Raw genomic sequence first — 13,002 nt, forward strand, 5'->3', positions numbered from 1 at the left:
CGACGGTCTCGACGGTGCGGCGGCCGGCCGCTGGCGTGATGAGCGCCTCGGCCGGCCGCTCTGCAAATCTAGCGCAAGCCAAATACACGAGGTGGCGCGTCGCCTCTATCGGCGACGTGACGGAGGGGGTTGCAGCCCACAAACAAGAGTCAAAGTCCCCCTCACCCGGCCATTCGGCCGGGAGCTCCCCCAGGAGGGGAGCATCTGGGATTGCGCCGACCTTAGATCCCCCCCAGCGCGCAGCGCGATTAGGGGCCCCGCCCTTCGCGAGGCGAAGGGCGTTCTTCGCGGCGATCGACAAATCGTTGTCGATCGCATCCGGCTCGCAAGCGCGAGCCGGCGCTCATCACGGTGGCGCGTCGCCTTCTTCGGCGAGGTGTCGGAGGGGGTTGCGGCCCACAGAAGAGAGTCAAAGTCCCCCTCACCCGGCCATTCGGCCGGGAGCTCCCCCAGAGGGGGAGCATCTGGGCGTCAGCCGCCCGCCTAGAGCCCGATCACCGACGGGCCTGGCGGCGGAGGGGGCGCGGGCCGCGCGGCGGGGCGGCGGATCAGGCGCGCGACGCGGGCGAGAAGCTGGTCGTCGTTGAACGGCTTGGCCAGGAAGTCGCGGGCGCCGAGCTTGATCGCGGTCTGCACGTCGTCGGCCTGGTTGCGGGCGGTCAAAACCATCACCGGCACCCGGGCGAGCTGGCCTGAGACCTTCATGTGGCGCAGCACGTCGAAGCCGTCGAGGCGGGGCATGTTGATATCGAGGATCATGGCGTTGGGCCGCACGTCGTTGATCCGCGCCAAGGCCTCATAGCCGTCCCGACCGTAGAAGGTCTGGTAGCCGGCGAGACCCAGGCGGGTGGTGATCAGCTCCAGCACCATGGGCTCGTCCTCGACCACCAGGATGCGGTAACGCGCGGCGTTAGGCGACCCTTGCATCGGCGTCCGTCAGGTCTTCGATGTCCCACTGGAGGGCGAGGGCGATGGCGCCGACGAGGGCCGCGGCGTCCAGGGGCTTGGCGACCACGCCGTCGAAGCCCTGGGTGGCGAAGCGCTCCAGGTCGGCGTCGGCGGAGAAGGCGAGGATCGGGACGTCCTGGTTGGGGCCCGGCTCGCCGCGGATGCGCGCCAGGGTGGCCGGACCGTCGAGGCCGGGCATGCGGATATCCAGCAGGATGACATCGTAGGGCAGGGCCTGGGCCGCCTCGACGGCGGCGAGGCCGTCGGCCGCCTCCGAAACCTCCGCGCCGATGTGCCCGAGAATCGCGCGGGCCAGTTCGCGATTCATCGCATTGTCGTCGACGACCAAGATCCGCACTCCATCGAGCGAAGGCGTGTCGGCCGCGTCAGGGTCCGGCCGTCCGACGGCCTCGGCGCGTGGGGCGTCGAGGCTGAAGAAGAAGCACGACCCCTCTCCTGGGATGGAGCTGACGCCGATGGCCCCGCCCATGGCCTCGACCAGGCCTTTGCAGATCGCCAGGCCCAGCCCGGTGCCGCCGTGGCGGCGGGTGGACGAGGCGTCAACCTGGGAAAAGCGCTGGAAGAGCTTGCGCTGCGCGGCTTCGCCGAGACCCGCACCGGTGTCCTCGATGCGGACCGTGAGTTGCTGGATTTCATCGTCATAGGCCGCGACCAGCCGCACACCGCCGGTCTCGGTGAATTTGACGGCGTTGCCGATCAGGTTCAGCAGGACCTGGCGGACGCGGTCGGGGTCGATCCGAACGCAGTCGGGCAGGTTTTCGTCCGCGAAATGCAGCGCCAGGCCCTTGGCGTCGGCCTGGGGCGACAACAGCAGGAGGGCTTCGCGAAGCACCTGCGCCGGATCCACGGGACGCGAAGCGATCTCGACCTGCCCCGCTTCCAGCTTGGAGAAGTCGAGGATGTCGTTGACGATCGAGAGTAGGGCCTGGCTCGCCCCGGCGACCCGCTGGACCTGGGTCGCGGCGACGGCGTCGAGATCCTCACGGCCGGAGAGCAGCTTTGTGAAGCCCAGGATGGCGGTCAGCGGCGTGCGGATCTCGTGGCTCATATTGGCCATGAAGTCGGACTTCACGGCGGCCGCGACCTCGGCGGCGTCGCGGGCGGCGCGCAGTTCATCGTCGAGGGCGACGCCGGCGGTGACGTCGCGGACCACGTCCTGGAATTCAACCAGGACGCCGTCGTCGTCATAGATCGCCTTGGCCTGCGCCTCGAGCCAGACCATCCGGCCGTCCTTGCGATAGGCGCGGTACTTGAAGCGGATCGGGTCGGCGTCGCGCCCGGCCGCGACATGGGCGGCGAACCTGTGCAGGGTTGGGACGACGTCGTCGGGATGCATGAAGACCGTCGCAGTCTTGCCGACCAGTTCGTGCGGCTCGTAACCCATGACGGAAGCCAGCGAGGGCGAAAGGAACCTGAAGACCGCGTCGGGCCCGTAGCAGCTGATGATGTCGGTGGCGTTGGCGGTCAGCAGCCGGTAGCGGGCCTCGCTCTCGGCGAGGGCAGCCTCGCCCGCCCGGCGCGCGCTGATGTCGTGCATCAGGGCGGTGACTTCCCACCCCTTCTCATCGGCGACGGCGCTGGCCGCCAGTTCGATGGCGAATTCCTCGCCGGTCTTGCGCAGGGCGGTCAGCTCGAGACGCCGATCGACGAACGAGCCGTCGTTGCGGCCGAGAAAGCCCGCCAGGCGCTCGCGGAGCGCAGGATGGTCGCGGGCCGGAATGATCAGGGCGGCGACGGAAGTGCCGAGCGCCTCGGCGGCGGTCCATCCGAAGATGACCTCGGCGTGGCCGTTCCAGCCGATGATCAGGCCAGCCTGGTCGAACGACACGATCGCCTCGTTGGCGTTGTCGATGACATTTCGCATCCGGGTTTCGCTGGCCCGCAGCGAGGCCTCCAGGACGCGGGTGGCGGTGATGTCCCAGTTGACGCCCACCACGGAGAGCGGCGCGCCGTCGGGGCCGAGGACCAGGTTGGCGCGCGCGCGCAGATGCCGAATGGCGCCGCCGCGGGCGATGATGCGGAAATCGGAGTCGAAGTCGGCCTGGCCGGCCATCGCCGCGCGGCGCTCGCTCAGCACGCGCTCCCTGTCGTCCGGGTGCAGCGTGCTCTCGAACAGGGCGTAGGTGGGCGGCGCCTCGTCCATCGGCCAGCCGTACAGCTCGTACATCCGGGCGTCCCAGACCAGGGCGCCGGCGGCGAGATCCAATTCCCAGATGCCGACCTCTGCGGCGTCGATCGCCAAGGCCACGCGATCGGCCTGGCGCCGCTCGCGGGCATGGGCCTGCTCGAGGGCCAGTTCGGCGTGCTTGCGCGCCGACACGTCGCGGAAGGCGTTGAGGATCTCGACGGTGCGGCCGGTCTCATCGCGGATGAGCTGCGGATTGCCCTCCAGCCAGATCCATTGGCCGCCCTTGGCGCGGTAGCGGATCACCCTGTCGGCGGCCTGGTCGATCGGCTCACCACTGAAGAGCGCCGCGGTGTTCGCGGCGAAGCGGGCCTGATCGTCGGGGTGCACCAGCGGGGCGAACGGCTGGCCGATCAGTTCCTCGGGGCGGTAGCCCATGACGCGACAGGAGGGCGAGACGTAGAGCAGGGCGCCGTCCATGCCGGCGCGAACGATGATGTCGGTGGTGTGCTCGGCGAGCAGCCAATAGAGCGCCTCGACGCTGCTCGACCGGTCGCTGTCGATCGAGTCCGGCAAGGGCTTCGTCTCCGAGGTTGGCGGCGGGCCGCGAGCACCCAGTTCGAGGTTCGTCTACCGAGTTTCAAAAAAATATGAACTGAGCCGCGACAAGCCGCCGCAGCGCCGCGCCTCAGGCCGCCCTTGCATCGTCGCCTTCTCCGGCCTGCGGGTCCCACCGGAGGGCCTCGGCGATGGCGTTGATCAAGGTCATCGGATCGATCGGCTTGGCGACCACGCCGTCGAAGCCCTGGGTGGCGAAGCGCTCCAGGTCGGCGTCGGCGGAGAAGGCGAGGATCGGGACGTCCTGGTTGGGGCCCGGCTCGGCGCGGATGCGCGCCAGGGTGGCCGGGCCGTCGAGTCCGGGCATGCGGATATCCAGCAGGATGACGTCGTAGGGCAGGGCCTGGGCCGCCTCGATGGCGGCGAGGCCGTCGGCGGCGTCGGAGGTCTCCGCGCCCAGGTGACCGAGGATGGCGCGGGCCAGTTCGCGGTTGAGGGCGTTGTCGTCGACCACCAGGACCCTGACGCCCTCCAACGAGAAGGCCTGGTCGTCGCCGCCGCCGCGCTGGGCGGCGCTTTCCGCCACCGGGGCGTCGATGTCGAAGAAGAAGCAGGACCCCCGGCCGGGCCGCGAACGGACGCCGATCTCGCCGCCCATGACCTCGACCAGACCCTTGCAGATCGCCAGGCCCAGGCCCGTGCCGCCGTGGCGGCGAGTGGACGAGGCGTCGACCTGGGAGAACCGCTGGAAGAGGTTGCGGCGCTGCTCGCCGTTGAGACCCGCGCCGGTGTCCTCGATGCTGACGTGCAGGCGGCCGGTCTCGTAGCGGACCCGGAGGCGCACGGAGCCCTGTTCGGTGAATTTGACGGCGTTGCCGATGAGGTTGAGCAAGATCTGGCGGAAGCGATCCGGATCGAGGGCGACGCAGGCCGGGAGCTCGCCCTCGGCGACGAAGTCGAGGGTCAGGCCCTTGGCCTCGGCCTGAGGCTCGAACATCAGCAGGGCGGCGCGGGCGCATTCGACGGGGGAGGTCGGCCGGGGCGCGATCTCGTACTGGCCGGCCTCAAGCTTCGAGAAGTCGAGGATGTCGTTGACGATGGAGAGCAGGGCGCGGCTGGCCGAGGCGACGCGCTCGACCTGGATGCGGGCCTCGCCGTCCAGGTCCTGGCGACCGGCCAGCAGGCCGGTGAAGCCGATCACCGCGGTGAGCGGCGTGCGGATCTCGTGGCTCATATTGGCGAGGAATTCCGACTTCACGGCGGTGGCCGCCTCGGCCGCGGCGGTCGCCTGGGTCAGCGCCTCCTCCTGGGCCACCTGGTCGGAGACGTCGCGGATCACGTCGACGAAGTAGCCGTAGTCGGACCCCACCTCGGAACCCAGCAGGGCCGGATTGGATTCAAGCCAGATCCAGCGGTCGTCATCCTTATGCCGCGCGCGCCAGCGCACCCGTTCGCCCGGACCGCCCTCCACCAGACGGGCGAAGACCCTGAGGATCCCCGACATGTCGTCGGGGTGGGTGTAGTCGCGCGGCCGCTGGCCGATCAATTCCTCGGGCGTATAGCCTGTGAAGTGGAGGCAGGAGGGCGTAGCGAAGGTGATCCGGCCGGAGAAGTCGGTCGTGATGATCATGTCGGTGCTGTTCTGGGCGATAAGGCGATAGCGGGCGTCGCTGTCCGTGACGGCGGCTTCCGCCCGCTTCAGGTCGGTGATGTCCATCATGACGCCAAAGGCGCTCTTTGGACGATCCTCTCCCATGGTGACGATAACGCGCGACAGCAGATGCCGCGTCTCGCCGTTGGGCCAGATGATCCGGTAGTCGTAGTCGATGGCCTCTCCGGTGGTCATCGCCGCCTTGAACTTGGCGAAGGCGATGTCGCGGTCATCGGGATGGCGGCAGGCTTGCAGGCGCTCGAAGCTCGGTCCGGCCTCGTCGGGTTCCAGGCCCAGGAGGCGCCAGATCTCGTCTGACCAGGTCCCCTTGCCTGTGGCCACGTCCCAGGTCCAGTAGCCCATGTTGGCGACCTCTTCGGCCGTCCGCATGAGCTGGTTGGTGGTGAGCGCGATCGCCTGGACCGCCTCGAGGTCGTGGGTCTTCTGCCGCAGGGCCGCGAGGGCCGCTCGCCGGTCGGATATGTCGCGCAGCTGGGAGACCACGGCGACCGGCGCGCCGGCCGGATCGCGGATGAGGGTGGAGTTGCCTTCGACCCAGGCATGGTCGCCATCGGCGGTCCGCAGGCGGTAGGTCCGGTCGGTCGCCGGATCGACCGAACCGCCCGACGCCAGGATCCGGGACATGGCCATGACTCGAGGGATGTCGTCCGCGTGGATGAAGTCGGCGCACTTTCGCCCCACCACATCGTCGGGCCGGTGGCCGTAGCGCTGGATCGACGGCGAGGCGTATTGGATGACCGAGGAGAGATCGAACTTCACGACGACATCGGTCGCCGCCTCGGCGAGCAGCCGATAGCGATCCTCGACCTCGCGATGGGAGGTCTGGTCCTGGACCTGGGCGACGAAGTATTTCGGGCTGCCGTCGGTTTCCAGCACCAGCGAGACCGACAGGCGCACCCAGACGATCGTCCCGTCGGCGCGGATGTAGCGCTTGTCCATCTGGTAGTTGGGGATCTCGCCGGCCAGCAGCCGCGCGAGCAGGCCGAGGTCGGCCTCCAGGTCGTCGGGATGTGTGATGGTCTGGAAGTCGAGGCCCAGCATCACCGGCTCGGCATAGCCGACGATGTCGCAGAAGGCGTTGTTGATCTTCAGGAAGCCGCCGTCGAGGCCGACCAGGGCCATGCCGATCGCCGCGTGGTGGAAGGCGTTCTCGAACAGGTCGAGCTGGGCCTTCCGCTCGGTGACGTCGCGGAACACGTTGAGGATCTCGACGGGATGTCCGGCGTCGTCGCGAATGATCTGCGGGGCGCCCTGCAGCCAGACCCAGTCGCCATCCTTGGTCTGGAAGCGATGCGCGCGGTCGACGCTCCGGTCGATGGGCTCGTCGGCGAACAGGGCCGCGCTGCTTGCCATGAAGCGCTCGAGGTCGTCGGGATGCAAATGCTCCACGGCCGAGCGGCCGACGAGCTCTTCCGGGGCGTAGCCGTAGTTTCGGCAGGACGGCGAGACGTAGAGCAGGGTCCCGCTCAGGTCTCCGCGGACGATGATGTCGGTGGTGTTGTCGGCCATCAGCCGGAAGCGCGCCTCGCTGGTGGCGGTGGCCTCCAGGCTCGCCTGCAGTTCGGTGATGTCGCGGCAGACCGCGGCGAGGCGCCAGGGGGCGCCGGCGGCGTCGCGGACCAGGGACACGACCACATCCCACCACCGGGGCGTTCCGTCCTTGGCCGGGCGCTTGACCATGAAGCGCGCGGTCTGGCCGGCGCGGGCCTGGACGACCGCCTCGCGGGCGCGCAAGCACGCGTCGTGCGGCCACAGGGCGGCCCACTCGGCGCCGGCCACCTGCGACAGGCCGGCGATCTCCAGCAGGCGAAGCCCGCTGGCGTTCACGTCCTCGACGACGCCGTCGAGGGTGAGCGTCATCACGCCGTCGGGGTTGGATTGGATCAGCGCCTGGCAAAGCCCGTGCGAGGCGAGCAGGGTGTCCGCGCGCTCCGAAGCCTCCGTCAAGGTTCTGTCCTCGCTCTCGTATTGCGACGACGTCCGCCGCGGAAACGAGCCTGGCTCCCCGGAGCTTCGGATTTGATGAACGCGGCTGCGGCCCGCTGCCGCACCCCTAGGTTGGCGCGGTCTCCTGGCCGATCAGCGCGGCGCGCTCGGCGGGGGTGATGTGGCGCCAGCGGCCTTCGGGGAGGTCGGCCAGGCGCAGGGCCCCGATGCGGACGCGGAACAGGTCGACGACCTCGAGCCCGACCATCTCGCACATCCGGCGGATCTGGCGGTTGCGGCCCTCCTTGAGGACGAAGCGCATCTGCTGGCCCTGGACGACCTTGACCTTGGCGTAGCGGAGCTGGCGGCCGTCGAGCTGCAGGCCGTGGCGGAGCATGCCGAGCTTCTTCTCGGTGATCTCGCCGGCCACGCGGACCATGTATTCCTTCTCCAGCTTGGACTCCGGCCCGATCACCGCCTTGGCCACCACCCCGTCCTCCGAGAGGATCAGCAGGCCGCGGCTGTCCATGTCCAGGCGCCCGACCGGGGCCAGGCGCGAGTCCCAGTCGGGGATCTTGGCGGCCGGGCCGTAGAGCGCCTCCTTGGTGAGCAGGCGCACGGCGGGGACCTGGCCTTCGTCGGGCTGGGAGGAGACCACGCCGACCGGCTTGTGGATGACCACGGTCATGGAGGATTCGAGCGCGGCCTGGGCGACGTCGGCCAGGGTCAGGGTCTGGCCAGGCTCGATCTTGCGCCCGACATCGTCGACGCGGGCGCCGTCGATGGAGACCAGGCCCTGGGCGATCAGGCCCTCGGCCTCGCGGCGCGAGCAGACGCCGTTCTGCGCCAGCCAGCGGTTGACCCGCTGGGGCTCGGGTTCGTCATAGAGGCGGGTCCAGGCCATGGGGTCTCAAGTGGGTGAGCGGAGGATCGCCGTTCTAATGTAGCAGGGCGTCAAAGTCCCCCTCACCCGGCCATTCGGCCGGGAGCTCCCCCAGAGGGGGAGCATCTGGTTCGGAGTCTCCTAGATCCTCCCCCAGCGCGCAGCGCGGTTTGGGGGAGGTGGCGCGTCGCCTCTATCGGCGACGTGACGGAGGGGGGTGAAGCCCGCAAACGAGAGTCAAAGTCCCCCTCAGTCAGCTTCGCTGACAGCTCCCCCAGGAGGGGAGCATCTAGGAGAGCCGTTCATAGGTGCGGATGACGACGTCGAGCTCGGTGTCGAGTTCGGCGAGGCCTGCCAGGCGATCGCGGGCGTCGGCGGCCCAGGCGTAGGGGGTCATGCCGATGAGGGCGGCGATGGTCGCAGCGTCGCGGAGCTGGAGGTCGCGGCGGACGCGGGTCTCGGCCAGGAGCGCGAAACCGGCGGTGAGCGGCGGGACCTCCGGATGCTCGGTGGGGGTCTCGTAGATCAGGGTGCGCAGGCCGAAGAGGTGGCGCGGGCCCGGGGCGCCGACGACCAGCCGGCCGGCCTCGCGCAGGACCCGGTGGGCCTCGCCGGTCTCCAGCGGGGCGAAGTTGGAGATCAGGGCGTCGGCCGCCCCGGTGAGGATCGGCAGGCGGTGGGCGCCGGCCACGGCGTAGAGGCTCGCCGGGTCGCGCCGGGCGGCGGCCTCGACGGCGTGGCGGGAGATGTCGAGGCCGTGGAGGTCCAGCGGCCGGGCGGCGGCCCGCTGGCGCAGGCGGCGCAGGTACCAGCCCTCGCCGCAGCCGACATCGACGACGCGCGCGGCGGTGGGATCGGCGAGCACGGCCTGGGCCAGGGCGTCGCCGAGCGGGCCGTACCAGCCTGCCTCCAGGAAGGCGGTGCGGGCGGCCATCATGGCCTTGTCGTCGCCGGGGTCCTTGGAGCGGCGCTGGTTGGCCAGCAGCAGGTTCACATAGCCCGACCTGGCGACGTCGTAGGCGTGGCCGGACACGCAGCGGAAGGCGGCCCCGTCACGTGTAAGCGGCTGGGCGCAGACGGGGCAGGCGAGGAGGGGCGCAGGCATAAGCGGTGGTCTAGTGCTCCGCAGGGCCACCTACTCCCGCAAGGGGAGAAGGGACAGCGTCTATCCCGCCCGCCGGGCGGTGATGATCTTCACGGGCTTGGCGAGGATCTCGCCCTTCATGACGCCTTCGCCCTTGGTGGCGGAGGTGGGGGCGGCGAGGATCTTGCGGACGGTGTCCATGCCGTCGACCACCTTGCCGAACACCGCGAAGCCGAGGTTGTCGCCGGGCTGGGCGGGGTTGGCGTCCATATAGGTCATGTCGCCGACCACGATGAAGAAGTCCGAGGTGGCGCTGCCCGGGTTGAAGCGGCCCATGGAGATGGCGCCGTCGGTGTGGGAGAGGCCGGTCTTGGTGGTGGGCTCGTGGGCGATGGGCTTCAGCACCCGGGCCGGGTCGTTCTGGGCGCCGCCCTGGATGAGGCCGAACTCCGGCGCGTTGGGGGTCTTGGAGGCCCGATAGAAGGTGACGCCGTCATAGCGCTTCTGGTCCACGTAACGCAGGAAATTGGCCGTGGTGATCGGGGCCTTCTCGCGCTGCAGCTCCAGGACGATGGGGCCCTCGGAGGTGGTGAGGGTGACCTTCACAGTGGCCGGGACGGTGGCCGGCGGCGCGGGCGTCGGAGCGGGCTGGGCCAGGGCGGCGGCGGGGGCCAGCAGGGCGGCGGCGAGCAGGCCGCGCAGGGCCAGGCGGCGGAGGAGGGTGTTCGACATGCCGCGAGACTACAGCCGGCGATCCAGGAGGCAAGGCGGCGGCTTGAGGTGGGCGTGACAGAAGTCGACAATGGGCCTGGATGGAGACGCCCATGACCCCGCAAGAGCCGACGCCACCGCCGCGCCGGATGCCGGCCAATCTGGAACTGGTGCTGCGGATCGTGGGCCTGGGCGCGATCCTGGTCGCCACATTGGTGGACGAGGCCTACAGCCGCTGGCTGGCGGTGGGCGGCGGCCTGTGGCTGGCGGGGATCTTCCTCTACCGGGCGGCGAGCGAGCAGCCAGGACCCATCCGCCGCCACCTGTTCTGGGCCGCGGTGTTCCTGGCGCTCTCGGCGTGGCTGTGGACGCGGACCTAGGGCGCGCGATCCCCTGGGACGCGCTGAACGGTGTAGCTATGCTGGGTTGCGAATCCACAGGAGTTCGCGCCATGTCCCGCCGTCTCGTCATTCTCGGCCTCAGCCTCGCCGCCGTAGCGGCGCCCGTGACGGCCCAGACGCCGCCCGCGCCCGCCGCAGGTCGCTATGACCCGGCCCCTTGGTGGATGGACAAGCCGATCATGGCCTCCAGCGGCTACGTCAAGACAGAGGTGGCCGCCAACCGCGCCGGCTTTGGGGCGACCTACCAGGTGGTCGACAAGGACGCCGCTCTGGCGACCAAGAAGGCGGCCGACAAGGTCCGCGCCTTGGGCGAGGCGCTGAGCGCCTATGGGGTCGACAAGGTGCGGGTCGAGACGAGTTTCTCCATCACCCCCCTCTACGACCAGTACCGCGACAAGTCTGGAGAGCTGATCGACAACGAACGCGCGGACAAGATCCAGAGCTATCAGGTGGCCGTGGAGCTCCGCGTGGAGGTGCGCGACGTGCGACTGATCGAACGGGTCTACGCGACGGCGCTGGCCGCCAAGCCTTCAACGACGCAGGCGGTTGGCTTCTCCCTGGAGCCCGACAACGAGACGCGCACCCAGATGTCGAAGCTGGCCGTGGAAGATGCCGCGCGGCGGGCGCGGCTGGCGACCGAAGCGGCTGGGAGCCGGTTGGCCGGCGTACGGCTGATCGATCCCACGGGGCGCGCCTGCGAGACCGACGTGCTCGTGGCGGGCGCGCCACGCCGCTATGGTGACAGCGGGATGCTGGCCCAACCCGTGCCGCCGCCGGCGGCCGCGCGGTACAACGACACCATCGAAGAGATCGTCACGACCGCCAGCCGCCGCGCCGCTGAAGTTGGACTGCGGCCGGAGGACATGCAGCTTCCGCTCCAGCCGCCGTTGCAGGCCCTGGAAGCCAGGGCCTGCGTGATCTTCGCCCTGGGCTAATGTCGCCGCCTAGGATTCCATCTCCTCGCGGATCGTCTTGCGGGCGATCCAGAAGAGGGCGAAGGCCAGGAAGCCGAAGCAGGTGGAGATCATCAGCGCCCAACGCACGCCCTGGGCCGAGCCCAGGCCGAAGCCGTTCGACATGACGTCCGACAGGATGCCGACCGCCAGGGGCCCGAGGCCCAGGCCGATCAGGTTGATGGTGAACAGCAGGATGGCCGCGGTGGTGGCGCGCATGTGCGGCGGCACGATGGACTGGCCGATGGCGTAGACCGGGCCGTACCAGAGCGAGCCCAGCAGGCCATTGATCACCAGGATGCAGAGCGCCACGCTGGCCGAGGGCACGCTGACGGCGATGATGTAGACCGGCACGGCGAGCAGGGAGGCGAAGGCCGGGACCACCACATAGCCGCGCAGGTCGCTCTTGGCGTACTTGTCGGCGACCTGGCCGCCCGCATAGGACGAGATGGCGCCGGCGGCGCCGCTCACCAGGCCGAGCGCCAGGCCGAGGAAGCCCAGCGACTTCAGGTCGAACATGGCCGCCAGGCCCGCGACCTCCTCGCCGTGGACCCGCATGAAGAACGAGGCGGTGAACGGCGCGTGGCCGTAGCCGATGAAGGCCTTGATGGCGGCGCCGAGGGCGATCAGCCAGAAGGTCTTCTTCTTGGTGAGGTATTTCAGGGTCTCGCCGAAGGTGGCCTGGGCCATGACGATCTTGGAACTGTGCGCGGCCAGGATCTTGCGCGGCTCCTTGAGGGTGAACCAGCAGAGCAGGGCGAAGAGGATGCCCGGCAGGCCGGCGACCAGGAAGGCGGCGCGCCAGCCATAGGCGTCGGCCACCAGCCCGCCCATGACCAGGCCCAGCAGGCCGCCCAGCGGCGTGCCCATGGAATAGAAGGCCAGGGCCGAGGCGCGCTTTTCCTTGGGCACGTAGTCGGCGATCAGAGAGTGGGCGGGCGGCGTGCAGCCGGCCTCGCCCACGCCCACGCCGACCCGGCAGGCCAGCAGGATCCAGAAGGCGCCGATGGTGAGGCCGCCAATGGTGACCTCGGCGGCGAGGCCGCAAAGCGCGGTCATGAGCGACCAGAGCGCCACGCAGACGCTCATGATCGCGACCCGGTGCCGGGTCTCGGCGAACTGGGCGAGCGGGATACCGACGACCGTGTAGAGCAGCGCGAAGCCGAAGCCGGTGAGCAGGCCGAAGGCGGTGTCGGAGATGCCCAGCTCGGGCTTCATCTGCGGGGCCACGACGCTGAGCAGGCCGCGGTCGATGAAGTTCAGGATGTAGACGATGAGCAGGGCGGTGAGGATGTAGCTGCGGTAGCCCTTGGTGCCGAAGCCGGAGATGTGGCCGTCGTCATGCGTCGTGGCAGTCATTGGTGTCGCGGCCTCCCCCGGGCTCTTTGGCGGAACCGTATCGGCCGCGGGCCTTGATGACTTCCCTGTTTTGCAAAGAAATGTCGGTTCGGCAGCGACGCAATGGGTGAGCCATGGACGACGCAGAGGGATCGCCGGTCCGGTTCAGCTTCGAGACCGAGGTGATCTATTGGCGCGGCCCGGCGCCCTACTTCTACGCGCCGGTGCCGGAGGCGCACGTCGAGGAGCTGCGGCGGGTCGCCCGCGCGGTGACCTATGGCTGGGGCGTCGTCCCGGTCGCCGCCGAGATCCGCGGCGTGACGTTCACGACCTCGCTGTTCCCAAAGGACGGGACCTACCTGCTGCCGCTCAAGAACGCGGT

The 13,002-nt window shown here is 69.6% G+C and carries 10 protein-coding genes; 3 read left to right on the forward strand and 7 right to left on the reverse strand.

Annotated elements, in window-relative coordinates:
* Nucleotides 1–483: 483 nt before the first annotated feature.
* The 6 genes from Q8Q77_RS05225 to Q8Q77_RS05250 form a co-directional block, all read right to left on the reverse strand.
* Complete coding sequence (locus Q8Q77_RS05225) at nt 484–927, reverse strand: response regulator transcription factor (protein ID WP_305581872.1); 444 nt, start codon at nt 925–927, stop codon at nt 484–486.
* The gene (locus tag Q8Q77_RS05230; RefSeq protein ID WP_305581874.1) at nt 911–3,670 is read right to left on the reverse strand and encodes a PAS domain S-box protein; all 2,760 of its coding nucleotides are present in this window, start codon (nt 3,668–3,670) and stop codon (nt 911–913) included. The genes Q8Q77_RS05225 and Q8Q77_RS05230 overlap by 17 nt, the downstream gene beginning before the upstream one ends.
* A gap of 112 nt (nt 3,671–3,782) precedes the next feature.
* Complete coding sequence (locus tag Q8Q77_RS05235; RefSeq protein ID WP_305581876.1) at nt 3,783–7,271, reverse strand: PAS domain S-box protein; 3,489 nt, start codon at nt 7,269–7,271, stop codon at nt 3,783–3,785.
* Between the two features lie 106 nt (nt 7,272–7,377).
* Entirely contained in the window at nt 7,378–8,154 is a 777-nt protein-coding gene (locus tag Q8Q77_RS05240; RefSeq protein WP_305581878.1) for a pseudouridine synthase, read from the reverse strand.
* A 268-nt stretch (nt 8,155–8,422) separates the two neighbouring features.
* Nucleotides 8,423–9,238 carry a putative RNA methyltransferase gene (locus Q8Q77_RS05245; protein WP_305581880.1) on the reverse strand — a complete coding sequence of 272 codons (816 nt, stop codon included), beginning with the start codon at nt 9,236–9,238 and terminating at the stop codon, nt 8,423–8,425.
* A gap of 60 nt (nt 9,239–9,298) precedes the next feature.
* Nucleotides 9,299–9,949, reverse strand: coding sequence for a peptidylprolyl isomerase (locus Q8Q77_RS05250; protein ID WP_305581882.1), 651 nt, complete (start codon nt 9,947–9,949; stop codon nt 9,299–9,301).
* 92 nt (nt 9,950–10,041) lie between these two features.
* On the opposite strand from Q8Q77_RS05250, the gene Q8Q77_RS05255 reads away from it, so the two are divergent.
* A complete protein-coding gene (locus Q8Q77_RS05255; RefSeq protein ID WP_305581884.1) occupies nt 10,042–10,308 on the forward strand; it encodes a hypothetical protein in 267 nt (88 codons plus the stop codon).
* Nucleotides 10,309–10,379: 71 nt separating this feature from the next.
* Nucleotides 10,380–11,264, forward strand: a complete 885-nt coding sequence (locus Q8Q77_RS05260) for an SIMPL domain-containing protein (RefSeq protein ID WP_305581886.1) — start codon at nt 10,380–10,382, stop codon at nt 11,262–11,264.
* Between the two features lie 9 nt (nt 11,265–11,273).
* Here Q8Q77_RS05260 and Q8Q77_RS05265 read toward each other — a convergent pair whose 3' ends face one another.
* The gene (locus Q8Q77_RS05265; protein WP_305581887.1) at nt 11,274–12,641 is read right to left on the reverse strand and encodes an MFS transporter; all 1,368 of its coding nucleotides are present in this window, start codon (nt 12,639–12,641) and stop codon (nt 11,274–11,276) included.
* 113 nt (nt 12,642–12,754) lie between these two features.
* Here Q8Q77_RS05265 and Q8Q77_RS05270 point away from each other — a divergent pair.
* Nucleotides 12,755–13,002: DUF1905 domain-containing protein (locus Q8Q77_RS05270; protein ID WP_305581889.1), on the forward strand; the 248-nt coding region annotated here is incomplete at its 3' end.

Source organism: Phenylobacterium sp., from assembly GCF_030698145.1.
GTDB lineage: Bacteria > Pseudomonadota > Alphaproteobacteria > Caulobacterales > Caulobacteraceae > Phenylobacterium.